At 74.0% G+C, this 24,493-nt stretch carries 11 protein-coding genes and 1 tRNA gene; 9 read left to right on the forward strand and 3 right to left on the reverse strand.

Annotated features, from left to right (window positions below; translation table 11 throughout):
- Positions 1-74 precede the first annotated feature (74 nt).
- From WMF22_RS47870 to WMF22_RS47910, 9 genes are all read left to right on the forward strand, one after another.
- The gene (locus tag WMF22_RS47870; protein WP_438034098.1) at positions 75-8,063 is read left to right on the forward strand and encodes a hypothetical protein; all 7,989 of its coding nucleotides are present in this window, start codon (positions 75-77) and stop codon (positions 8,061-8,063) included.
- Between the two features lie 367 nt (positions 8,064-8,430).
- Positions 8,431-10,206 (forward strand): carboxypeptidase-like regulatory domain-containing protein, encoded by a 1,776-nt coding sequence (locus tag WMF22_RS47875; protein ID WP_437296498.1) that lies wholly within the window; start codon positions 8,431-8,433, stop codon positions 10,204-10,206.
- A gap of 57 nt (positions 10,207-10,263) precedes the next feature.
- Positions 10,264-11,496: an ATP-binding protein gene (locus WMF22_RS47880; protein WP_438034099.1), complete on the forward strand. Its 1,233-nt coding sequence runs from the start codon at positions 10,264-10,266 to the stop codon at positions 11,494-11,496.
- A gap of 230 nt (positions 11,497-11,726) precedes the next feature.
- A tRNA-Leu gene (locus tag WMF22_RS47885) sits at positions 11,727-11,808 on the forward strand.
- Positions 11,809-12,370: 562 nt separating this feature from the next.
- On the forward strand, positions 12,371-12,760 hold the full coding sequence (locus tag WMF22_RS47890) for a hypothetical protein (protein WP_438034100.1): 390 nt from the start codon (positions 12,371-12,373) through the stop codon (positions 12,758-12,760).
- A gap of 164 nt (positions 12,761-12,924) precedes the next feature.
- A complete protein-coding gene (locus tag WMF22_RS47895) occupies positions 12,925-14,181 on the forward strand; it encodes a TolC family protein (protein ID WP_438034101.1) in 1,257 nt (418 codons plus the stop codon).
- Positions 14,178-15,539: an efflux RND transporter periplasmic adaptor subunit gene (locus WMF22_RS47900; protein WP_437296502.1), complete on the forward strand. Its 1,362-nt coding sequence runs from the start codon at positions 14,178-14,180 to the stop codon at positions 15,537-15,539. The genes WMF22_RS47895 and WMF22_RS47900 overlap by 4 nt, the downstream gene beginning before the upstream one ends.
- A gap of 16 nt (positions 15,540-15,555) precedes the next feature.
- Complete coding sequence (locus WMF22_RS47905) at positions 15,556-18,750, forward strand: efflux RND transporter permease subunit (RefSeq protein WP_437296503.1); 3,195 nt, start codon at positions 15,556-15,558, stop codon at positions 18,748-18,750.
- Complete coding sequence (locus WMF22_RS47910) at positions 18,747-19,370, forward strand: methyltransferase family protein (protein WP_437296504.1); 624 nt, start codon at positions 18,747-18,749, stop codon at positions 19,368-19,370. The genes WMF22_RS47905 and WMF22_RS47910 overlap by 4 nt, the downstream gene beginning before the upstream one ends.
- A 6-nt stretch (positions 19,371-19,376) precedes the next feature.
- On the opposite strand, the gene WMF22_RS47915 is transcribed toward WMF22_RS47910, so the two are convergent.
- From WMF22_RS47915 to WMF22_RS47925, 3 genes are all read right to left on the reverse strand, one after another.
- On the reverse strand, positions 19,377-21,017 hold the full coding sequence (locus tag WMF22_RS47915; RefSeq protein ID WP_438034102.1) for an ATP-binding protein: 1,641 nt from the start codon (positions 21,015-21,017) through the stop codon (positions 19,377-19,379).
- Positions 21,014-21,430: a response regulator gene (locus tag WMF22_RS47920; protein ID WP_437296506.1), complete on the reverse strand. Its 417-nt coding sequence runs from the start codon at positions 21,428-21,430 to the stop codon at positions 21,014-21,016. Before WMF22_RS47920 ends, WMF22_RS47915 begins: the two co-directional genes overlap by 4 nt.
- A gap of 67 nt (positions 21,431-21,497) precedes the next feature.
- Positions 21,498-24,344 (reverse strand): PAS domain-containing hybrid sensor histidine kinase/response regulator, encoded by a 2,847-nt coding sequence (locus WMF22_RS47925; protein WP_438034103.1) that lies wholly within the window; start codon positions 24,342-24,344, stop codon positions 21,498-21,500.
- Between the last annotated feature and the right edge of the window lie 149 nt (positions 24,345-24,493).

Below are 24,493 nucleotides of genomic sequence, written 5' to 3' on the forward strand. Positions count from 1 at the left end.
AAATGAGCTCTTCACCTCCGGATCGGGCAGCATCAGCGTCGGGCGCGAGGAGGTCGCTGCATTCGCCGGAGCTGATGGATCCTGCCGGGCCCGCCTCTGCGGGGCAGCTGGTCCTCGCAGGGGCCCGGGCGATCGCGCCGGTCTCGCGCCACCGCGGCCCGCGGGCTGAAGAGGCCTACTGGCGCGCGCGGGTGGACGAGCGCCGCGCCGCCGGCGACGCGCAAGGGGAGCGCGAGGCAGCCCTCGCCCTCGCGAGGATCCTCGCCGCGCGCGGCGTCGAGCTGGACCAGGCGGCGGCGCTGGCGCGCCGGGCGCTCTCGCTGGGCGACGACCCCGCGATGAGGAGCGAGCTCGCCGGCTGGCTGGCCGGGCTGGGCGAGCCAGCCCTGGCCGCCGCGGCGCTGCGCGGCCTCCGCGACGACGCGCAGCCGCCCGGCGCGACGGCGCGGATGCTGGTGAAGATCGCCGTGCTCCTCGCGCGCGCCAGCGACGTCGCGGGCGCGGTCGACGCGCTCGAAGAGGCGAGCGCGCTCGCCCCGGACGACGCGATGGCGAGCGAGCTGCTCGGCACGATCGCGGCCTGGGCGTCGGACGAGGTGTTCCCCGCGGCCGCGGCGAAGGCGTACCTGGAGGCGGCCAAGCGGCGCGAAGCCGCGCGGGAGCGGGAGGCGGCGTTCGAGGATCGCCTGCGCGCCTTCGAGATCGCGCCTCACGACGACACGGCCGCCAAGGCGATGGCGGCCGCGCTGTTCCTGCGCGGCCGGCAGGGCGCGGCCGACGAGGTGCTCCGGACGCACGCCGACGCGCTCGCGGCGCGGGCGCCTCGCGGCGAGGGCGAGGCCCCTGGCCCCTCCGCCCTCCTGCGACGCGCGCTGGAGGTGCACGGCCACCGGCTCCAGGGCGCGACGAACGAGGGCGACTGGGCGCGCGCCGTCGGGTGCGTGCTCGACGCGGGCCTCGACGGGGCGATCGACGGCGACGCCGCCCGCGCGATCGACGAGGTGCTCGAGCAGGCGGGGCTCTACGAGCTCGTGGCCGCGCGGATCGAGCTCAGGGCGGAGCAGCGGGTCGGGGCGTCGAGGGCCGAGGCGTACGTGGCGCTCGCGCGGCTCCACGCTGGCCCGCTCGCGAGCCCCGATCGCGCCGTGGAGGCCTGGATCGAGGCCGCGGCGAGCGACTCCGGCAGCGCCGCCGCGCGCTCCGCGCTGCGCGACCACGCGGCGACGCTGCACGACATGGCGCCCCTCGTCGAGGCGCTCATCCGCATCGGCGAGGGCTCCGACGCGCGGGCGACGGAGGACGCGGCGGGGCGGATCGACGCGCTCTCGGAGCTCGCGCGCCTCGCGGAGGAGAAGATCGGCGACCCCGGCCTCGCGCGCTGGGCGCTCGAGGCGCTGAGAGACATCGGCGGGGACCCGACGCCCGCCGAGGCAGGGCTCCAGCGGATCGCCGATCGGCTCAAGGGGCAGGACGAGGCGCTCGCCGCGGCGCAGCGCGCGCTCCGCGGCGCGGACACCGCCGAGGGGCGGATCGACGCGCTCCGCCGGCTGGTCGTGATCTACCGCGGCCGCCCGAAGGAGCGCGCGGCCTACGAGGAGGCGCTCGTCGGGCTCTCGCGGGCGCTGCCGGCCGACCGCGGCTGCCTGCTGGCGCTCGATCGGCTGAGCCGGCGGAGCGGGGGAGGCGCCGCGCTCGACGCCCTGCTCCGCGCGCGGCTGGCCGAGGCGACGCGGGCGCCCTCGGAGGGCGAAGGCGCGCGCTCCGCGAGGTCCGAGGCGATCCGCGCGGCCTCGCTGACGCGGGTCGAGCTGGTGCGCGCAAGGCTGCTCCTGTCGGCGATCGCCCGGCGGCAAGGCCAGGACGCCCGCGCCCTCGACGAGGTGTTGCCGCTGCTCGGCGAGGCCCCGGGGCACCGCGGCGCGGCGAGCGCCGCGCTCGTGCTGGCCACGCGGACCGGGCGCCTGCGGGAGCGCGCCGACGCGCTCGTGCAGCTCGCCGCGCCGGTCTGGCCGGCGCTGCGCGCGGTGCTGCTCTCGATCGCCGCGGCGCTCTACCACCGGACGCAGCGGGCGCGCGAGGCGGCGCTCTCGCGCGAGGTCGCGCTGCTCGCCTGCGAGGCCGATCCGTCGTCCGCGCGCGCCGTGGCCACGCTCGCCTCCCTCCTCACGGCGGATCTCGCCGTCGCCGCGGAGGCGGGCGAGGCGCCTCCGTTCGAGGTCGACCGGGCGGTGGCGGCCGCGATCGAGCGCTCCATCACCACGGTGTTCCCGCGCGGCGCGCTCTGCGACGGCCTCGCGAGGGCGCTGGAGGCGCTGGGCGAGCTGCCGCTCGCGCTCGCGTGGACCCAGCGCTGGCTCGCGCTGCGGCCAGGGTGCCCCCAGGCGACCGCGGAGCTCATCCGCCGCGCGGCCGCCGCCGGCGACGCGGCCCGGCTCTCGGACGCGCTCGCGTGGATCCTGGCGCAGCCCAAGCCGCTCGGCGAGATGGCGGCGGCGCTGGCGAGCGCGCTGCACGCCCTCTACGACCTCGATCCCGAGCGCGGAACGGCGCTCGCGAGGCGCTCGCTCGACGTCTTCGGCCCGCAGAACCCGCTCTTGCGCGAGCGGCTGCTGGAGCTCGCGCGCCGGGCGGGCGACCCTCACCTCGCGGTGACCGTGCTCGAGCGGTGGCTGGCCGTCGAGATCACGGCGGCGCACGCCCCCGAGCTGATGTTCATGCTCACCGATTGCCGGCTCGACGGCGGCGATCCGGACGGGGCAGCGCAGGAGCTCGCGCGCGCAGCCGCGGTGCAGGCCGATCCTCACGAGATCCTCGCGCGGGTCCAGCGCCTCGAGTCGTCGCTGCTCGACGCGAAGGGGCTCGGCTCCGACGGCGCCATCGCGCTGACCGAGGCGAAGGCCCGGGCGTTCACCGCGCAGGGCGCCGGCGCGGCGGCGGAGGCCGCGGCCGCGTGGCGTGAGCTCGGCAGCCTGCGCTGGGACCTGGCGGAGGATCACCGGGGCGCCGAGGAGGCGTTCTTCCGCGCGAGCGAGCTCGCGCCGAGCGGCGGCACCGAGCGTTACGCGCGGGACATGTGCGAGTTCGCGGGCGTCGAGGCGGCGATCGAGGCGATCGTCGCGCGCGCCGCGGAGGCGCGGAGCGAGCGGGGAGCGCAGCCCGCCGCGGACGAGGACAGGTGGTCGGGCGACGTCGGGCCCGAGCGGCGCAGGCGCGCCAACCTGCTGATCGAGGCCGCCAACCTGGCGCACGAGCACGGCCTGCCCGAGCGCGCGCTCTCCGCGGCGGCGAGCGCGATCGAGCTCGATCCCCTCCGCGCGGACGCCGTCGCGCTGGTCGAGAAATCGGCGGACGCCGACGGCGGCGTCGTCGTCCTCGACAAGACCTACCGGCTGCTCGCCGACGCGGCCCTGGGCTGCTATGGCCGCCGCGCCGCCCATTACCGCGCGGCGCGGCAGCTGGAGAGGCGCGGCGCGTTCGATCTCGCGCTCGCGCACGCCGTGGCCAGCTTCGAGGCGGTCCCGACCGAGGGCACCTCGTACGTGCTGCTCGCCCGGCTCGCCGAGCACGTCGGCGAGCCGTCGGACGCCGTGCGCGCGCTCGAGCGGGTGGCGACGACGGCCGATCCGGCGTCGCGCAACGCGTGGTTGAAGCGCGCCGCGGCCCTCACCGGCCGCACGGAGGAGGGCCTCCGGCTGCGCCTCGACATCCTGCTCCGCGCGATGGTCGTACGCCCGGACGCGGCGCTCGTCGAGGACGTCGGCGCGGCCATCCGCGATCTCATCGCGTGCACGGGGCAGCCGGAGGTCGAGGCCATCCGCTTCGACCGCGCGGTCAAGGCGAGCATCGCGAAGCTCGACGGCCCCGAGGGGGCCCGCGCGGGGCTCGCGATGGCGCGCATCGCCGTCGCCGTCCTCGACGCGCCCGCGCTCGCGCTCGCCGCGATCGAGCGCGCGATGCTCGCCGACGGCGACGTCGACGAGTTCCAGACGCTCCTTGATATCGTCGGCGAGCTCGCGCGGCAGACCGAGCCGGCGTCGCACCTCGTCGCGGCCGTGTACGCCGCGGCGATGAGGCCGCACTCCAGCGTCGGTCCCGGCCTGCTCAGGTGGGCGAGCAAGCTCGCGGGCGCCCTGAACGTGCCGCCGGTCGCCGCGGCGCTGCTCGTGGAGGCCGCCCGGCGCGCGCCGGAGGACGACGCGCTCGCATATGAGGCGGAGGGGGCCGTCGAGGCCAGCGGGGACGAGGCGCTGAAGCGCTCGCTGGACGACGCGCTGCCGGTCGCGCGGCGCCTCGAGGCGCTGCTGCACCTCGCCGACAAACACGAGCGCGAGGGCCAGCGCGCCGAGGCCACCGTCGCCCTGGAGCGGGCGCTCGCCGGCGGGCAGCTCGTGGGCGAGACGCGCGACGAGGTCGTCACCCGGCTGCGCCGGCTGTACGCGGCCGAGCGTCGCAGCGCCGATCTCGAGACGCTCGTCCAGTCCGAGCTCGCGCGCGTCGACCTGCCGGATGCCGTCCGCCTCGGGTTGACGCGCGAGCACGCCGGCATCCTCGCCGCCGGCGGCGATCTCCATGGCGCGGTGGAGCTCCTCCTGGAGGCCGCCCAGAGGACGCCGTTCGACAAGGCGCACATCGACGAGCTCATCCGGCTCGCGCGGAGCGCCGACGATCGCCAGCGGCTCTTCGACGTGCTCACGCGCCTCCAGGGCATCCTGAGCGGCGACGAGGAGCGGCTGGTCGTGCTCCGCGAGCTCGCGCCGCTGGCCCAGGAGCTCGGCGATCGCGGCGCCGCGGTGGCGCTCTACGAGGCGATCGCCCGGCTGGATCTCACCGACATGCACGCCGTCGAGGTCGTCGAGCAGGACGCGAGCGACCGCGGCGATCACGCCGCGGTCGCTGCCCTCCTCGCGCGCCGCATCGAGGCGGCTCCGCTGCCGGACACGCGGCGCGCGCTGCGGCTCCGGCGCGCCGCCCTGCTCGAGCAGCGCCTCGGCCTCCTCGACGAGGCGTGCGCCGAGCTGGAGGCCCTGCTCGCGGCGTCACCGGACGACGTGAGCGCGCTGAGGTTCCTCGCGGACATCCACGAGCGGCTCGGGACGCCGCTGCGCGCCGCCCCGCTCTGGTGCAGGCTGGGCGATCTCGCGACGACCACCGACGAGCGGGCCGAGTACAGCCTCCGCGCGTGCAGCAGCTACCTCGGCGGCGGGGACGTCGAGTCCGCGAAGGACACGCTGGAGAGCGTCGCTCGCATCGCGCCGCGCGAGGCCGTGATCGAGCTCCGCGTCGAGATCGCCCGCCGGGAGGGGGACGGCCACGCGCTCGCCGCGGCGCTCGATCAGCTCGCCAGCGCGTCGCGCGACGCCCCCGAGCGGCGCGCGCAGCTGCTGGTCGAGGCGGCGCGCGCCACGTCGACGCTCGGGGACGACGCGACGGCGCTCGAGCGCGCTCGCCGCGCCGTGAAGCTCGCCCCGGAGTCGCCCGACGCCGTCCTCGAGGCGCGCCGCATCGAGTATCGCCTGCGCGGGACCGGGACGCCGCGCGACGCGCAGGCCGCGGTGGAGGAGCTCGGCCGCATCGCGCCGCGCCTGCGCCCGGCGCACGTCGACCTGCACGCGTTCCTGCTCGCCGAGACGCTCGACGTCATCCAGGGCCACGGCGCCGGCATGCGGGAGCTGACCCGGCGCCACGCCGAGGTCGGCCCGAGCACGCTGGTCGCGCTCGGCATGGCGGAGCGCCTGGCCCTGAAGCGGAACTTCTCTGCCGCCCTCCCGCTGTTCGACCGCGCGCTCGGCGGCGATCTCCAGGGGATGCGCGCGCGCGGTCGGGTCGCGCTCGCCGCCGCCGAGACCGCTCAGAGCGCCGGCGATCTCGAGGCGGCCGCGCGCCTGCTCGAGGAGGCCGCGGCGGAGCCGGAGACGCGCACGCTGGCGCTGCGCCGCCAGCTGGAGCTCACGGCCGCGCGAGGTGAGCCCGAGGCCGCCCGGAAGGCGCTCGAGGAGCTCGCCGCGCAGAGCTCGGGGATCGATCGCGCGCGCGCGCTGATGCAGCTCGCGCGCCTGCACGTGTCGAGCGACCCGGATCGCGCGGCGAAGATCCTCTCGCAGGCCACGGCGCTCGCGGGCTCGGATCGCTCGCTGGGGCTGAAGATCGCCGAGCTGAACGCCGAGCTGGCCAGCGAGCGGGCGACCCTGCCTCCCGAGGAAGTGCTCCAGGTTGCGACGCTCCGGGCCGCGGCGGAGCCGGTCCAGGCGGCGCCAGAGGCGCCGCCCAGCGCTGCGTCGGCGGCGAGCGGCGCCGGACCCGCGAGCAGCCGCGCGCCGTCGAGCGGGGTCGGGCCCGCGAGCAGCCGCGCGCCGTCGAGCGGGGTCGGGCCCGCGAGCAGCCGCGCGCCGTCGAGCGGGGTCGGGCCCGCGAGCAGCCGCGCGTCGTCGAGCGGCGCCGGGCCTTCGAGCAGCCGCGCGTCGTCGAGCGGCGCCGGGCCGGCGAGCAGCCGCGCGCCGTCGAGCGGGATCGGGCCCGCGAGCAGCCGCGCGCCGTCGAGCGGCGGCGCGCCGGCCTCGAGCAACCCGCACATCGATCTCGTCGAGCTCAACGACCCGCTCGACGAGGGGTTGATCGCCGACGACCCGTCGCAATCCACCTCTCCCGCGGTGTCGGACGACGATCTGCTCGACGGGACGGCGAGCACCGCCGCCTCGCCGGCGCCGTCGCCGAGCGCCGCGTCGGGCGCCGCGGAGAGCAACGCCGCGCGCGGCGGCGCCGCGTCGTTCCGCTCCAGCGTCAGCGCGCCGCAGCCCGGGCCCCCGGTCTCCGCCCCGGCGTCGATCCAGCCGCCCTCCTCCGCGACGCGGCTCGTGGCCGCGTGGTCGCCGTCCGCGGCCGAGAGCTTCGAGGAGGCAGCGCTCTTCCGCGAGCTCGCCGCGGGCTCGTACGACGCTGGCGAGCGGCTCATCAAGAGCTTCGCTCCGCGCGACGATCGCTCCCGGGAGGCGCTGGCGGTCCGACGGATGCAGGCCCACCTGCGCCTCGGCGATCGGGGCACGCTGGAGCGCCTCCAGGCGGCCGCGATCGCCGACAAGAACATGACCTACGCCCGCGCCATCGAGCACGTGCTGCGCGCCTTCGACGGTGACGAGCCGTCCGATCGGCCCGGCGAGGGCGTCGTCACGCCGCCGGCCCTCGCCGCGCAGCGCGACGCGCCGGAGCTCGTGAGCGCGCTGCTCTTCCGCGATCTGGAGTCGCCGGTCAACGAGGCGCTCGCGATCGTCTGGGAGACGGGCCTCTACCGCCGCGACGCAGGCCAGTCCGGGCTCGTCCCCTCCGAGCGGATCCAGCCGACATCGCCTACCCTCCTCGGGGAGATCTACGGCGTCATGGCCGCTCACCTCGGCCTCTTGCGCACCGCGCTCTTCCACCAGCGCGCTCCCTTGCCTGCTCCGTCGCCGCCGGAGGGGCAGATCGTCCGGGTCAACCCGCCGGCCGTGCTGCTGCGGGGCGAGGTCCGCGAGGACACCCCCGAGCTGCGTTACCTGCTCGGCGCTCAGCTCGCTGGCGCCATGCCCGACCATGTCCTGGTGAACACCAGCTCGGAGGATGAGCTCCGCACGCTGCTCTCCGCCATCGTCGCCGCGTTCGGGCCCCTGGAGGCCACCGCGCACAGCGCCCGCGGCAATCCGGCCGTGGTGCGGCTCGAGCAGAACCTCTGGCAGCTCATCCCCCCGCGCGCAGAGCGTCGCCTCCGCGAGATCTGCGACAGCGCCGACAAGATCACCTACGAGGGGGCCGTCAAGACGACCCGCACCGCGATGCGCCGCGCTGGCCTCTTCGCCGCGGGCAACGTCGCCACGGCCGTGCGCGCGACCCTCAAGGAGCGCGGCGTGGAGCTGGCGGTCCCGCTCTCCGACCCCGAAGGGCTCGCCGCGGCCTGCGCGGCGGTCCCCGAGATCGCCGATCTCGTACGCCTCGCGACGCGGATGGAGTACGCCGAAGCGCGATGGCAGCCCGGTACGGTGCCTTCACTCCGGCGGGTCGACACGGGAAGCTCGCGCTTCCGTGCAGGCACGTAGGCGTCTCCGTGCTTCGCCTGGTTGCGATGAGTGCGGGGTGGCCGCATCGGCGCATCCGTCTCGACGCGACAGCGCTGTCACAGCGCCGCCGCGGGTTGCGCGGCGCCCTGTCGAGTGGATGCACGCCACACGCTGCCCGGAACGCCGTCTGTCGGTTGGCACGAACATCGCCTTCTCGTTCGGGTGTGATTTTCCCCTGCGCCTGCTCGGGTGCGGACCCGTTCGGGCTCCGCGCGTCGCTCTCCTCCGCTCGGCGGCCACCGGTCGCCGGCGTCTCCGCGGGGCCGCGGCGCTCTCTCTCCGCGCCGCCACGGGGGCGGTCTCTGCTCCGCGCTGCGCGCGCTGCGTCCGCGGCGAGGAGGGCGCCGTGAGCGCGCGACACGTCGTGTGCGCCGCGCTGCTCGCCTGCCTCCCGACCTCGGTGGCCTGCGGCATTCCCCTCGAAATGGCGGAATCCGCCCCCATGAACGCCTGCGACGGGTCGGTCGAGTGCGGCCCGGGGGCGACCTGCGCCGATGTCAGCGGGCAACGCGCGTGCGTCTCGACGAGCGCGAACCTCGAGGGGCTCATCCTCGAGATCCGGCCGCGCGCCTCGCCCGAGCTGGGCGCGGAGGTCTCCCATCTCCTCGCCATCGATGCAGCGAGCGGCTTCCCTCCTCAGGACCCTGGCGGGCAGGTGCATTCCGTCGATCTCACGATCCCGATGCCCGCGCGCGTGAAGGCCACGATGCGCCTCGGCGGCTCCTATTGCGAGGGCCGCACCAGCGGGCTGCCTCCCCTGACCGGCGGGCAGTTCCCCGTGAAGGTCGAGTTCCGGCGCCTCGCGCCGATCCTGGGCCTGCCCACCCAGAGCTACTCGACGCTCTCGGAGCCGGACGGCACCGACGGCCAGAGATTCGAGCTCTCTATCCCCGCAGGCGACTACCACATCTCGTTGATTCCGCAGGCGCGCGCCGACTGCCTCGACGACATCCCCCCGCCGATCTTCCTGCCGAACCAGGTGGTCCCCGAGCAGTGGACGCTCGGCATCAACGCCGAGGCGCCCGCCGTGCTCCAGGGCAGCTTGCAGGTGCCCGAGGGCATGCGCGTCGACGGGTGGAAGCTCGATCTCGTCGACCCGGTGACCGGCAGCGTCCTCTCCCAGGCAGGCCTCCTCGAACAGGCCGAGCCCGACTCGCAGGCGACCGCGACGCAGGTCGGGTTCAACGTGAAGTTCTACTGGGCCGACAAGGACAGGAGCCCGCTCATCCGGCTGCGTCCGAAGGACGGCGTGCCGAGGCCCACGGTCTACTGGGAGCTCGCCGCGCTCGCGCTCCAGGGCTCCACGGGGAACCTGGACCTGTCGCTCCTCCAGCTCGACGCGGCGGCGCGCCGCGTGGAAGGTCAGACGCTCGACGTGAACGGCAACCCGGTGCTCTCCGCCGTCCGTATCCAGAGCGCCATCATCGACAGGGCGCCCACCGCCGCCTACAAGCTGGACACCGAGACGGACGCGAACGGCCTCTTCCGCGCTGATCTCCCGCCAGGCGAGTACGTCCTCTTCGCGCAGCCGATCAACGACACCACCAAGGCGGCCGTCAAGCAGCCGCTCAAGTTCGCCGCCGGCGACGACTGCTACTGCGGTCAGTCGGTCGTCATCCCCGAGGCCGGGACGCTGCGCGGCCGCGTCCAGGGGCCCATGGGCGAGCTGATGGACGGCGCCAGCGTGTTCGCGGTCCCTGCCCGCGGCCAGGTCACGCCCTACATCGGCCAGGTGCTGACGCCCGGGCCGCTGCTGCCCCGGCAGGCGTCCGGGGTCCTCCGTGACGGCGCGTTCTCGATCGGCATCGACCCAGGGGAGTTCGACTTCTCGGTCCGCCCGACGCCCGGCTCCGCCTTCCCGTGGCTCGTCAGGCCGCGCCTAACGGTCTCTGCGATGGACGCCGCGGTCACCGACCTCGAGCTCGCCATCTCGTTCCCGGCCGTGCTCCAGGGCGTCGTCCGCGACGCGTCGGGCGCCCGGCTCGGCGACGCCACGGTCGTGGCCTGGCTGCCGGTCCAGGGCGCGACCGCGCAGGAGACGAGGGGCATCCAGATCGGCGAGACCCGGTCGGCGGCCAATGGCTCCTATGTACTGCCGCTCCCCCCATCGATGTTCCGGTGAAGTCGGAGCGAAAAAGGGCGGTACCAGCCCAGCGCGGAGCGAGATAGGCTAACGCCCGTGGCGCAGCCGACGCGCGGTGGGACATCGGAGCCTTCAACCGAGGATGGCCTGAGCCTCGCGCCTCCTCTGCGCGGCGACCTCGGCCAGCGCGCCGACGAGGAGCGCGCGACCGGGACCGCGCTTCCGTCTGCGCAGGAGCTCGCGATCGCGCTGCACGAGGTCTCCAACGCGCTCACGGTCATCGTGGGGTGCATCGAGCGCGCGCAGGGCGAGCAAGGCCCCGAGCTGGGCCGCGCGCTCGGCGTCGCCGCGTCCCGCGCGCACGACGCTCGCCGCCTGATCCGGCGGGCCATCGGCGCCGAGGGGCGTCCGGCCGGCGACGGCGAGGTCGCGTCGAGGCCGCTGGGGGAGCCGGCGCGCCTGATCGCCGACGTCATCGACGACGCCGTGATGGGGCTCGAGCCCGAGGCGCGCCGCTCGGCGATCGCGCTCCGCGCGGTGATCGCGCCCGCTGTCGCGCGCACCGGCGTGAGCAACGGCGCTGCGGTCGTGCAGATCTTGACGAACCTCCTGCTCAACGCCGTGGCGCTGTCGCCCCGCGGCTCGTCCGTCCGTGTCGATGCCAGGCTGGAGGGTGCCGCGGTCGTCATCGGCGTCGCGGACCAGGGGCCCGGCGTCCCGCCGTCGCGCCGAGCGACGCTGCTGAGCTCCGGCGTCTCCACGCGGCCTGGCGGAGCGGGCATCGGCCTCCGCCACTCCGCGGCGCTGGCGAGCGCTGCCGGCGGCGCGCTCGCGCTCGTGCCTTCGGAGGAAGGCGCTCGCTTCGAGCTGCGCTGGCCCGTCGAGGACACGCCGCCCGCCGACGCCCCGCCCGGCGAAGCATGCGCCGAGGAAAAGCCGCCTGCGCCGCGGAACACGACGTCGCCGCCGCAGCACGGGACGATCCTCGATGGCGTCAGGATCCTGGTGGTCGAGGACGACGACGCGGTGGTGGATCTGCTCGACACGGCGCTCACAGCGCGCGGCGCGAGCATCGTCAGCGTGCAGAGCGCGGTCGAGCTCCCTGGGGCCCTCGCCTCCGGGCCGTTCCAGGCTGCGCTGCTCGACATCTCGCCGATCCAGCAGGACGTCCTCGGCACCGTCTCCGCCGTGCGCAGGGCCAACCCGGACGTGCGGCTCGTTGTCATGTCCGGCAGCGCCGGCGCCGATCCTCTCCCCGCGAACGCCGGCGTCTCCTGGGTGCGCAAGCCGTTCGAGATCCGCGAGATCGTCGAGGCGCTCGTCCGCTGAAGAGCCCGCGGGCGAGGTGCGCGCAGCGCTCCGCGCGGGTGCGGGCGTGCTCCTCTCGTGCGCGTGCGCGCTCCGGTCGCGCGCGCCGCCGTGGCAGCCGGCGATCGGTCGAGGCCGCGAGGCCGCCGCGCCGGGCTGACCAGCGCAGGCGCTGCGCCGTGGGACGACGTTGTGAGGATTAGCTTGACTTCCCCGGCCAGCTGGGTAGGTTCCGTCCCGCAACCGCACTCGCGAAGGTGGCGGAATTGGCAGACGCACTAGCTTGAGGTGCTAGCGGGTAACACCGTGGGGGTTCAAGTCCCCCCCTTCGCACTCCCTGTCTCTCTACTCTCGACGCCTCGTTCTCCCCTCCTCGTGCACAGCTGGCTGAGCGCATTCCCTCGGCTCGTGTGCGGTACCGGTGAGGCTGCCCCTGTGTCTTGACGGGGCCGCCCGGCTTCGGAGCGCGCGTCTGAGTCTCGACGGCTTGCCGTGGCACCGCTGAGCGCTCGTCTGCGCCCAGCTGGACGCACGGCGATGCACGCGGGCAGCACATGCCGCGCGGGGAGTGGCGCTCCGTTCGATACGGACGATGGTTCATGTCCCTATCGCACTGGCGTTGACGCCAATCGAGCCATCGGTCGTGAGCGCGAGGTGTCCGCGGCAGGGGGCTTTGAAGTCGGACCTACGCTGTTCGTGGAGGGTCCACGCAGCATGTTCCAGCGTGGAGTCCGGGGTGCCGCGATGACCGTGTCGCGCGCATTCCTGCTCAATCCTCCGTCCGGGCGCGCATCGACGGCGCGCGCAGGCTTGCATCGGTCGCCGAGCGGCCTGGTCGGGCTCGGCCGAACGCCTTCCTTGACGTCCGTCTTGTCCTCCCCCACGCTCGCATCGGATGTTCCGCCTCCGGCGACCCCATCGTGACCGCAGCGCGATCCTTCGCTGGATCCGCGCCGCGCTCCCGGTGCTGCTCGTCGTCGGTCTCATGGCGCAGGGCCACACCCTCCAGGCGCTCGGCATGACGATCGCTTGCGAGCACCCGATGATCGAGGCGTCGTCGGCCCATCACGAGGAGGACGCGGCGCCTGACAGCTCCCACGAGGACTGTCCGCCCAGCTGCAGCGACTGCGCTTGTGGCCGTATCCCCATGACGCTGTCCGTCGGCGCCGCGCTGCCCTACATCCTCCTGGAGGCGTACGAGATCGCCGCGTCGACGCTGCCGGAAATGCCAGGGCGCAGCCTCCCTCACCGCCTCGAACGGCCACCCCGACACCCGCGCGCCTGAGGCGCCCGCGTCAGGTGTCGCACCCGCGAGCACGGCAGCAGCGCACAGGCGTTTGAGCGCCCCTGCGCCGCGCAGCCGTGGGCTCGGCCCTCTCACGCGATCCTGACCGGGCACAACCGCGGTTCTTCGCGTGAGCGCTCCACGCGCTCGAGGGCTGTCCGTCCATGTTCCGTCCCCCCGTGCGTCGTCTGTTCGTCGCTTCCTCGCTCGCCCTTCACCTCCTGTCGATCGCGCCCCCGGCGGCCCTCGCCGCAGAGCCGCCCCTCACCCGCGCCCGCGTCGCCGACCTCGCCCGCGCAGCCCCGAGCGCGCGCGTGGCCACGGCGGAGGTCGGCGTCGCCCGCGCAGCGACCTCGGCCGCAGGCGCGCTCTCCCTCGAGAACCCCGTGCTGACCGGCATGGGCGGCGTTCGGCTCAACCCCGACGGGAGCAAGCCGGCGGCCGCTTCGGCGTCCCTCGCGTGGCCGATCGAGCTCGGCGGCCAGCGAGGCGAGCGCATCGCAGCCGCGAAGGCCGAGCAGCGCGCCGCCGAGATCGGCGCCGAGGACGGCCGGCGCCGCGTCCTGCTCGCCGCCCTGCTCCAGCACGCCCTCGTGCTCCGGGGCGAGCGGCAGGTGCAGCTCGCCCGCGCCCGCGTCGCGCTCGCAGAGCGGCTCCACGCCGCCGCGGAGCGCCAGCGCAAGGCAGGCGAGGTGCCGGAGGTCGATGTCGCCCTGGCGTCGCTCCAGAGAGGGCGCGACCAGGCGGCCGCGAAGGCGGCGGAAGGCGCGCGCGACGCCGACGAGGCGGCGCTCCTCGGCCTGCTCGGCCTCCCCTTGCGAGCGGCGCAGCCGCTGCCCCCGGTGGAGGGGCCCCTCGTGCCGCCTGACGATCCGCCGCCGCTCGCGTCGATCCTCGGCGACCTGGGGCGGCGCCCCGATGTCGGGGCCGCCGAGGCTTCGGTCGACGCCGCGCGGGCCAGGGCGGAGCGCGAGCGGGCGGCCGGGTGGCCCACCGTCAACGTCGTCGCCCAGGTCGAGCGCGACGACGGCGCGAACATCGGCATGCTCGGCCTCGCGATCCCGCTGCCGATCCTCAACGCCAACCGCGCCGGCGCCGCGACCGCCGCCGCGGAGATCGATGTCGCAGAGGCCCGCGCCGAGGCCGCGCGGACCGGCGCCGCGGGCCACATCACCCAGCTCTACGCGCGCTACAAGGCGACGAAAGAGGCCCTCCAGGCGCTGACACCGACGGCCACCCTGATGGAACAGGCGGCCGCGATCTCGGCGCGAGGGTACGAGCTCGGCGAGAAGGATCTCGCGAGCGTCCTCCTGGTGCGGCGTGAGGTCATCGACGCCGAGGCGGCGCTGCTGGAGGCCGAGCACGCCCACGCGGCGGCCAAGATCGAGCTCCTCGTCGCCGCGGGGAGGGCGCCCCGATGAGCGCTCCTCCGCGCAAGATCGAGCTTTCCCCGAAGGTGATCGCCACGATCGCCGCCGCGATCCTGGCGCTCGTCGTCGCGGCCGTCGCCATCACGGTGCGCGTCGAGCATCGACGCCACGGGCACGACCGCGAGGCCGGCCACGAGGAGCACGACGGGCATCGGCACGGCGAGGAGGAGGGAGCGCACGCCGATGGCCACGACGGCGATCACGATCACGACCACGGCGACGACCGCGCGGAAAAGCACGCGCCGGACGAGCCCGGGGAAGCGCACGCCCACGGCGACAGGCTCGAGCTGTCGCCCGCGATGATCCAGAACGCCGGGCTGGAGATGCTCACCGCCGGACCGGGCAACGTCGCGGTGACGGTCACCCTCCCCGGCGAGGTCGCGCTCAACGCCGAGGCCATCGCGCACGTCACGCCCCGCGTGCCGGGGACGGCGCGGGAGGTGAAGAAGCAGCTCGGCGACACGGTCACGCGAGGAGAGGTGCTCGCCGTGCTCGACAGCCGCGAGCTCGCCGAGCTCCAGCGCGAGCTCCTGGCGGCCAAGGAGCGCCTCTCCCTCGCCGAGGCGAGCTTCACGCGCCACGAGGCGCTCTGGAAGGAGCGCATCTCGGCCGAGAAGGAGTACCTCGCGGCCAGGCAGGCGGTCGCCGAGGCGCGGATCGAGCACCGCAGCGCCGCCCAGAAGCTCAGCGCCGCCGCGGGCTCGGGCGCGGGCAAGGGCAGCGGTTACGCGCTGGTCGCCCCCATCGACGGCACCATCATCGAGAAGCACATCGCCATCGGCGAGGTGCTCAAGGAAGACACCCAGGTCTTCGTGATCGCCGACCTGTCGACCATCTGGGTCAACGTCACCGTCTACGCCAAGGACCTCAGCCGCGCGCGGATCGGCCAGACGGCCTGGGTCAAGGCCGAGGGGATCGAGCAGAGCGCGCAGGGCACGCTGGCGTACCTGGGGCAGGTCGTCGATGAGCAGAGCCGCTCGGCCGTGGCCCGCGTCGTCCTAGAGAGCCCGGGCGCTGCGTGGCGCCCCGGGCTCTTCGCGACCGCCGACATCGCCGTCGAGGAGGCGGCCGCGCCCGTGGTCGTCTCCGACGAGGCCATCCAGCGGGTCGAGGGCAAGGACGTCGTCTTCGTCGAGGAGGGCGGCGCCTTCGAGGCCCGCCCCGTGAAGATCGGGCGCCGTGGCACGAGCGGGGGCGGGCCGCCCGGCGCCCCCGCCGCCGAACCGCGGCGCGGCGCGCCGGTCGTCGAGATCGAGGCCGGCGTCGCCGCCGGCGAGCGCTACGTCGGCAAGAACAGCTTCATCCTCAAGGCGGAGCTCGGCAAATCCGAGGCCGGACACCAGCACTGAGGAGCGCGAGGACCCCATGCTCACCTTGCTCTCGCGGCTCCTGTCCGTCTCGATCCGCCATCGCTTCCTCGTCGTCGCCATCACCCTCGCGGTCGGCGCGCTCGGGGCCTACAACTTCACCCGCCTGCCGATCGACGCGGTCCCGGACATCACCAACGTCCAGGTGCAGATCAACACGTCGGTCAAGGCGCTCTCCCCCGTGGAGGTCGAGCGCCAGATCACCTTCCCCATCGAGTGGGCCATGGGCGGGATCCCGGGCGTCCAGCAGGTGCGCTCGCTGTCCCGTTACGGGCTCTCCCAGGTGACGGTGATCTTCGAGGACGGCACCGACATCTACTGGGCGAGGCAGCTCGTGGCCGAGCGCCTCGGCGCCGCGAAGGAGAGCCTGCCGCCAGGGCTCGGCGAGCCGCAGCTGGGCCCCATCGCGACCGGCCTCGGCGAGATCTACATGTGGACCCTCGAGGCCGCGCCGGACGCCAGGCGGCCCGACGGCAAGCCGTACGACCTGACCGATCTACGCACGATCCAGGACTGGATCGTGCGGCCCCAGGTCCGGACCGTGCCGGGGGTGACGGAGGTCAACTCGATCGGCGGATACGAGCGGCTGTACCAGGTCTCGCCGGATCCGGCGAAGCTCGTCGGCTACGGGCTCTCGTTCCGCGACGTGCTCGAGGCCCTCGCGGCCAACAACGCCAACGCGGGCGGGGGGTACATCGAGCACAAGGGCGAGCAGTACCTCGTCCGCGCCACGGGCCTCGTGCAGAGCGAGGACGACATCCGGGGCATCGTCGTCGGCAACCACCGCGAGGCGCCGATCCGGATCGAGGACGTCGCCGAGGTCAGCGTCGGCCAGGAGCTCCGCACGGGGGCGGCCACCGAGGACGGAGAAGAAGCGGTCATCGGCACGGCCATCATGCTCGTCGGGGAGAACGGCCGCGCCGTCTCCAGGCGGGTGGACGACCAGATCAAGGCGGTGAACAAGTCGCTGCCCGCGGGCGTGACGGTCAAGACCGTCTACGACCGCACCTACCTCGTCGACGCCACCCTGAGCACCGTCAGGAACAGCCTTCTCGAAGGGGCGGCGCTCGTCGTCGTGGTGCTCTTCCTCCTGCTCGGCAACCTCCGGGCCGCGCTCATCGCCGCGCTCGCGATCCCGTTCTCGATGCTGATCGCCGTCACCGGCATGGTCGAGAGCAAGATCAGCGGCAACCTGATGAGCCTCGGCGCCATCGACTTCGGGCTCATCGTCGACGGCTCGGTGATCATCGTCGAGAACTGCGTGCGGCGCTTCGCCGAGGAGCAGCGCCGGCTCGGGCGGGCGCTCACCCGCGAAGAGCGGCTCGATCTCGCCTACGAGGCGTCCCAGGAGGTCCGCCAGGCGACGATCTTCGGTGAGCTCATCATCGCGATCGTCTACCTGCCCATCCTCACGCTGACCGGCATCGAGGGGAAGATGTTCCGGCCGATGGCGCAGACCGTCGTCCTGGCGCTCGCGGGGGCGACGATCCTGTCGATGACGTTCATCCCGGCGCTCGTGGCGCTGCTCCTCAGGGGCAACGTGTCGGAGAAGGAGAACCTCCTCTTTCACCACGCGAAGAACGCCTACGGGAGGGCGCTCGCCTGGGCGCTGTCCCACAGGCCGATCGTGGTCGCGATCGCGGGCGTCGCCCTCGCCGCCTCCGGCCTGGTCGCCGCGGGGCTCGGCAGCGAGTTCGCCCCCAAGCTGAGCGAGGGGGCGCTCGCGCTCCAGCCGGCGCGCATCCCGTCGATCAGCCTCACGACGAGCGTGGCCATGCAGGCGCAGCTCGAGCGCCTCCTCAGGGAGCGGTTCCCGGACGAGATCGAGCACGTCTTCGCCAGGACCGGGACGGCCGAGGTCGCGACCGATCCGATGGGCCCGAACGTCTCCGACACCTACCTGATGCTGCGGCCGCGGAGCGCGTGGAAGAAGGCGAAGACGCAGGAGGAGCTCGCCGAGGCCATCGAGGCGGTGATCCACGAGCTGCCGGGGCAGAACTACGAGTTCAGCCAGCCGATCGAGCTCCGGTTCAACGAGCTCATCAGCGGCGTGCGGAGCGACGTCGCGGTCAAGGTCTTCGGCGACGACCTCGGCGTGATGCTCGAGGAGGCGAGCAGGATCGGCGCGCTCCTCAAGGCGACGCCGGGCGCCGCCGACGTCAAGGTGGAGCAGGTCACGGGCCTGCCGGTGCTGACCATCGACGTGGATCGGCGCATGGTGGCCCGCTACGGGCTCAACGTCGCCGACGTGCAGGCGGTCGTCGAGGCCGCGATCGGGGGCGTGAGCGCCGGCGAGGTCTTCGAGGGGGACAAGCGCTTCGATCTGGTGCTCCGGCTGCCCGACTCCATCCGCCGCGACATCGGGGCGCTCGAGCGGCTCCCGATCCCGCTCCGGAGCAAGGGGGGCCACGCGACCGGACCGAGCGGCCCCACCATCGCCGCCGCGGCCGGCGCGCTAGAGCGGGCGGCGTTCGTGCCGCTCGGCGCGGTGGCGAAGATCGGCGTGGAGGAGGGCCCGAACCAGGTCAGCCGGGAGAGCGGCAAGCGCCGCGTCGTCGTCCAGTGCAACGTGCGCGGGCGCGACCTCGGCGGCTTCGTCGCCGACGCCGAGGCGCGGATCGACGCCGAGATCAAGCTCCCGCCGGGCTACTGGATGTCGTGGGGCGGCCAGTTCGAGAACATGCTCGCCGCCCAGCGGCGCCTCGCCGTGGTCGTCCCCGTGGCGCTCGGGCTGATCTTCGGCCTGCTCTTCCTCTCCGTCGGGACGCTCAGGAACGCCGCGCTGATCTTCACCGGCGTCCCGCTCGCGCTCACCGGCGGCGTCCTCGCGCTCTGGGGCCGCGGGCTCCCGCTCTCGATATCGGCGGCCGTGGGCTTCATCGCGCTCTCGGGCGTCGCCGTGCTGAACGGGCTCGTGATGGTGACGTTCATCGAGAACCTGCGGCAGCGCGGCGAGGCGCTCGACGACGCCGTGCTCCACGGCTCGATCGCGCGGCTCCGCCCCGTGCTCATGACGGCGCTCGTCGCGGCGCTCGGCTTCGTCCCGATGGCGCTCGCCACCGGCACCGGCTCCGAGGTGCAGCGCCCGCTCGCGACGGTCGTCATCGGCGGGATCCTCTCGTCCACGACGCTCACGCTCGTCGTCCTGCCGGTCCTCTACCGGCTGACCCATCGACAGGAGACCTCGACATGAACCGACCCTGGCTCGCCCTCGTTCTCTACGGGATCTACATCGCGCTCGCGTTCGGATGGCGCTCGCTCAGGCAGCTCCGCGCGACGGGATCGGCGGGCTTCCGCGGCATCTCGGGGCCACCCGGGTCGCTGCCGTGGCTCGGCGGCGTGCTCTTCGTGATCGCGCTCGTCCTGGGAGCGCTGGCCCCCGTCGCGGAGCTCGCGGCCTTCATCGGGCCCCTCGCCGATCCCGGCCCGCTCCTCGTCGGCCTCGGCGCGGCCATGACGATCTCGGGGACGCTCGGCACGCTCTGGTCCCAGGGCGCGATGGGCGCGTCCTGGCGCATCGGCGTCCGCGAGGCGGAGCGCACGGGCCTCGTCACCGGAGGCCCGTTCGCGGTGGTGCGGAACCCTGTCTTCAGCTTCATGATGCTGGCCGCGCTCGGGCTGCCGCTGATCCTCCCGAACGCGGCCGCACTCGCCTCGCTCGTCGCGCTGGTCATCGCGATCGAGCTGCAGGTCCGCCTCGTCGAGGAGCCGTACCTCTCGCGCACCCACGGCGGCGCGTACGCGGCCTACTGCGCGAAGGTCGGCCGCTTCGTGCCCGGGATCGGCCGAGGGGGCTCGCCGCCGCCGCCCTGACGCCCCTCAGCTCGCCAGGGGCAGCGAGAAGTGGATCGTCGTCCCCTGGCCCGGGGCGCTCTCGACCGCCATCGTCCCGTGGTGCGCCTCGACGATGCCGCGCGCGATGTAGAGGCCCAGCCCTGCCCCGGTGCGCGACTCCTGCGAGGCCTTCCAGTAGCGATCGAAGAGGTGCGGCTGGTGCTCGGGCGGGATGCCCGGGCCCGTATCGGCCACCGAGAACCGCGCGCTGTCGGCGACCCGGCAGAGCGACACGCTCACGACGCCGCCCCGCGGCGTGAACTTCAGCGCGTTGCCGAGCAGGTTCGAGAAGACCTGGAGCACGCGATCCCGGTCGGCGAGGACCTCGAGGCCCGCGTCGAGCGTCCCCTGCGTCACCCGGCAGCCCTTCGCCTCCGCGAGCGACGTGGCGGCGTCGAGCGCCTCGCGGACGAGCGTCCCGCCCCGCTCCACCCTCGGCGACACGACGAGCCGCCCCGCCTCGATGCGCGACGCGTCGAGCAGATCCTCGATGAGCCGCGTCATGCTCTGGATGCCGCGGTCCATGCGGTCGACGAGCTGGACGGCGTCGTCGTCGTCGCCGCCGTCCTTCCGCTGGAGAAGATCGCTCCGCAGCAGCGACGCCGTGATCGCGATCGTGTTGAGCGGGTTCCGGAGATCGTGCGACACGATCGCCAGGAGGTCGTCGCGGGCGCGCGTCGCGGCCTGCGCCTCGTTGTAGAGCCGCGCGTTCTCCAGGGCGACGGACGCCGACTGCGCGAGCTGGGTGAGCAGCACCTCGTCGCTCTCCACGAAGGGGCCGTCGCGCCGGTCGAGCAGCTGGATGCTCCCGATGCACTGGCCGTCCCGGCCGCGCAGCGGCGCCGCGAGGAGCGAGCGCGGGTGGAGCTCCGCCGGCGCGCGCGAGAGCACGTCGGCGCACGTCGGATCGCTCGCGATCTCGTCGCCCGTCAGCCGGACGCCGGTGCTCCTCCGCTCGATCAGGCCGAGCGCGACCTCGCGGACGCCGTCGCGGTCCTCCCGCGCGGCGTACTCCTCGGACAGCGAGATGCCCGTCAAGGGCCGCTGCTCCACGCCCCGCGCCGAGAGCCGCGAGGCCGCGACGCCCGCGTCGAGCAGCGCGCGCGCCTCGTCGGTGGTGCGCTCGATCAGCTCGTTCAGCGAGAGCGACCGGTGGATGCGCAGCGTCGCCTCGGTGAGCTGCGCGAGCTGGTTCGCGTGGCGGGCGAGCGCCCTGCGCGCCTCCTCCTCGCGGCGCTCCGCCTCGCTCAGCCGCAGGACGTGGCGCAGGCTCTGCACCAGCCGCTCGGGCGTCAGCAGGTTCTTCGGCACGTAATCCGCCGCGCCCCGCTTCATCAGATCGACCGCGAGCGACTCGTCGCCCTGCCCGGTCAGCATGATGAACGGCGCCGTGAGCTTCGCCTTGCGCGCCGCCTCGATCACCGCGAGCCCGTCGCCCCCGGGGAGGTAATAGTCGAGCAGCACGCAGTCGATCTGCTGCTCGTACAGCACCGCGAGCGCCGAATCGACGGAATCGGCCTCCCTGATCTCGGCGTCGACGCGGCCGCTCCGCAGCGCGCGCAAGATCGCGATCCGATCGACCGTGTCGTCGTCGACGACGAGGAGGCGAACCGACCTCGGGCTCAAGGCATCTCCACGAGCGTCCAGTACCGGTTCAGCGCCGTCATGAGCTCGACGAAGCTCATGAACGTCACCGGCTTGAGCAGGTAGCCGGCGACGTTCAGATCGTACGCGTCCACCTTGTCCCGATCGTCGTTCGAGGTCGTCAGCACGACGACGGGCGTCGCCCGCAGCGAGACGTCGGCCCGGAGCTCGCGGAGGAACTCGATGCCGTTCATCCTGGGCATGTTCAGGTCGAGCAGGACGAGGCGCCGATCCCTGGGCACCTGGTTGCCGCGCAGCAGATCGAGCCCCTCCACGCCGTCGCCCGCCACCCAGAGCGGGTTCGTGATCTTGCCCCTCTCGAACGCCCTCCGGACGTTCATCACGTCGACGGTGTCGTCCTCGACCAGGATAATATTCAGGAATTTACCGTCCATCCTCGTCCTCGTGGAGGGGCAAAGCGGAGGCTCGTTGATAGCATCAACCGCAGGCCGCGCGCAGGGGCTACGGCCAGCCACCACGCGTGCCGGCGCGGCCGACGAGGTGCGCGACCGCGGTCACCAGGCTGTTCGGCTCGATGGGCTTGGCCAGGTGCATCTGGAAGCCGGCGGCGATCGCCTGGCGGCGGTCCTCCATGCGCGTGTACGCGGTGAGCGCGAGCGCCGGTATGCCGCTCGCGGGGACGTCGGCCCCCAGGGCGCGCAGCCGCCGCATCATCGCGTAACCGTCCTCGCCCGGCATGCCGATGTCGCTCACGAGCACGTCGAACTCGCCCATGCGGAGCGCCTCGAGCGCCGCGCCCGCCGAGGCCGCTTCGCTCACCGTCGCGCCGGCGCGCACGAAGATGATGCCGAGCAGCTCGCGGGCGTCGGTCTCGTCGTCGACCACGAGGACCCGGATGCCCTCGAGCACGCGCCGCGCGGCGCCCCCCGGCGCCTCGCCGCCCCGGCGCTGCGGGGACGGCGGCGCCGCGGGCGCGTCGGCGCGGATCGGCAGCCGGACCCGGAAGCGCGCGCCCTTGCCCTCTCCGTCGCTCTCGGCGTGCACGCTGCCGCCCTGGGCCTCCGCCAGGTGACGCACGATGGCGAGGCCGAGCCCGAGCCCGCCGTGGGCCCGGGTCATCCCCCCGTCCGCCTGCCGGAACCGCTCGAACAGGAACGGCAGGAAGCTCTGCGGGATGCCCTCGCCGTTGTCCTCCACCTCGACCTCGAGCGTCGCCTCGACGCGCCGGGCGAGGGCCCGCACCTGGCCCCCGGACGGCGTGAACTTCACCGCGTTCGCGAGCAGGTTCCAGACGACCTGCTGGAGCCTCTCCGCGTCGCCGAGGAAGATGCCCACGTCGTCGGCGACGGAGGCGTCGACCGCGACGCCCTTCGCCAGCGCCGCCGGGCGCACCAGGTCGAGCGCCGTGGCGAGCACCTGCCGCACGTCGACCGGATCGGTCCGGAGCTGCAGCTTCCCCGCGAGGATCGTCGAGGCGTCGAGGACGTCCTCGATGAGCTGCGACTGCGCCTTCGCGTTGCGCTCGATCGTGGCGAGCCCCCGCTCGAGCGACTCGGCGTCCACCTCGCCCGTCCGGAGGATCCGCGCCCAGCCCAGGATCGACTGGAGCGGCGTCCTGAGCTCGTGCGACACCGTCGCGAGGAACTCGTCCTTGAGCCGGTTCAGCTGCTCGGCGTGCTGGCGCGCGCGCTGCTCCTGGTCGAGGAGCTGGGCGCGCTCGGCGTCGGCGCGCTTCTGCTCCGTGATGTCGTGGAACGAGAGGCCGACGCCGTCGCCCAGCGCCACCGCGATGGCGCGGAACGTCCGCGGCGCGCCCTCGTGCGCGCAGAAGAGCTCGACCCGGGCGGGCTCCCCGGTCTCCACGACGCGCGCGCACGCGTCGAACGCGCTCGCGAGCGCGCTGCCAGGGACCTCGACAAGGAGCCGCTTGCCCTCCAGATCCTTGCCCCGGCCCCCGACGATCGGCCCCGTGGCCGGGTTCACGTAGACCCACTCGAAGTCGGAGATCGCCCCGGACGCGTCGCGCACGCTGCGCAGCATCATGAACCCGTCGGGCGACGCCTCCTGCACGGTGCGGAACCTCGCCTCGCTCGCCCGCAGCGCCTGCTCGATCGACTTCCGCTCGGTGATGTCCGTCGCCGTGCAGGTGATGCCGACGATCTCGCCCGTATCATCGGCCAGCGGCTCGATAGAGACGTCGATGTGCTGGGTGCGCCCGCCGGCGCGCACCGCGATCTCGCGCCGCTGGCCGACGCCGCTGGCGAGCACGTCGCGCTTCGTCCGATCGAGCGACCTCGCGGCCTCCGGGTCCTCCAGCACCTCCCCGTCGGTCTTCCCGAGCACCTCGCGCTCGGACTTGCCGAACGAGTTGTGCATCCACGTGTAGCGCAGGTCCCGGTCCTGGGTGAACACCATGACCGGCGACCCCCGGAGCGCCTTGCGGAAGCGCTCCTCGTTCACGCGGAGCGCCTGCTCCGCGCGCAGGCGCTGGGCCACGCTCTGCTGGAGCTCGAGCGCGAGCCGCTCCGCCTTCCGGCGCGCGCCGATCTGCTCGGTCACGTCGAACGCCGTCACCATGACGCCCTCCACGGCGCCGCCCACGTCGTGCACCGGCTTGCACAGGACGTTGTACAGCCGCTCGACCGTCTCGCCGGTCCAGCGCGTGATCCGCACCGGGATCTCGCTCGCCACGCTCGGCTCGCCGCTCGCCAGGACGGCCTCGAGCTGCGCGTGCAGCGGCTGCCCGCGCAGCTCCGGGACCGCCTCGACGAGCGGCTTGCCGAGGAGATCGTCGCGGCCGACCATGCGGCAGAAGAGCGGGTTCGCGAGCTCGAACACGAGCGTCGCGCCCTTGAGGAAGCAGATCGGCGCGGGCGCCTGCGAGAGCAGCGAGCCGCTCCTGCCTCGCTCGATCTCGGTGCGCCTGCGCTCGGTCTCGATCGCCTCCAGCTGGAGCCGGGCGTGCTCGCTCACCGCCTGGGCGATGCCCGCGTCCACGCGCTCGGAGAGCGCCTCGATCTCCCGCAGATCCGGCGTGATCCCGGCCTCCTCCAGCTCGCGGAGGATGGATTGCAGGAGGACGCCGTACTCGCGGACCATCACGCCCAGGTCGAGCCCGTGCTCCCAGCGCATCTCGCCGTGCTCGCGCGCGGCCTCCTTGCTGCCGGCCGTCGACGCGCGTTGCTCCAGGCTGGCGGCCACCTCGTCGAGGAAGCTCGGCAGCGAGTTGATGATGAGCGGCTTCGGCATGTTGCGCACCGCCGCGCTTCGCTTGCGCAGCTCGCCCACGAACCGCTCGATGATGGCCTCGCGGCGGGTCCTGATGAGCGTGGAGAGCGGGATCGTCATGATCGGATCGTTCGCGTCGGGAGCCCGACCTCGGCAGACGTCGCCGTCAGGGGGCCTGGGCAGCGAGCGGCGAGCGATGGTGGGCGATCGGCGGCGCGGGTGGCATCGGCGAGCACGGTATCTTCGGAGAGCTGACCGAGCGCCACAAG

This window comes from Sorangium sp. So ce204 (assembly GCF_051526795.1).
Classification (GTDB): domain Bacteria; phylum Myxococcota_A; class Polyangia; order Polyangiales; family Polyangiaceae; genus Sorangium; species Sorangium cellulosum_B.

Bases quoted from the DNA above. Each gene is read 5' to 3' on its own strand.
- WMF22_RS47920 (WP_437296506.1), bottom strand. From the start codon at position 21,430: ATGGACGGTAAATTCCTGAATATTATCCTGGTCGAGGACGACACCGTC.
- WMF22_RS47905 (WP_437296503.1), top strand. From the start codon at position 15,556: ATGCTCACCTTGCTCTCGCGGCTCCTGTCCGTCTCGATCCGCCATCGC.
- WMF22_RS47910 (WP_437296504.1), top strand. From the start codon at position 18,747: ATGAACCGACCCTGGCTCGCCCTCGTTCTCTACGGGATCTACATCGCG.
- WMF22_RS47895 (WP_438034101.1), top strand. From the start codon at position 12,925: ATGTTCCGTCCCCCCGTGCGTCGTCTGTTCGTCGCTTCCTCGCTCGCC.
- WMF22_RS47890 (WP_438034100.1), top strand. From the start codon at position 12,371: ATGTTCCGCCTCCGGCGACCCCATCGTGACCGCAGCGCGATCCTTCGC.
- WMF22_RS47925 (WP_438034103.1), bottom strand. From the start codon at position 24,344: ATGACGATCCCGCTCTCCACGCTCATCAGGACCCGCCGCGAGGCCATC.
- WMF22_RS47870 (WP_438034098.1), top strand. From the start codon at position 75: ATGGATCCTGCCGGGCCCGCCTCTGCGGGGCAGCTGGTCCTCGCAGGG.
- WMF22_RS47900 (WP_437296502.1), top strand. From the start codon at position 14,178: ATGAGCGCTCCTCCGCGCAAGATCGAGCTTTCCCCGAAGGTGATCGCC.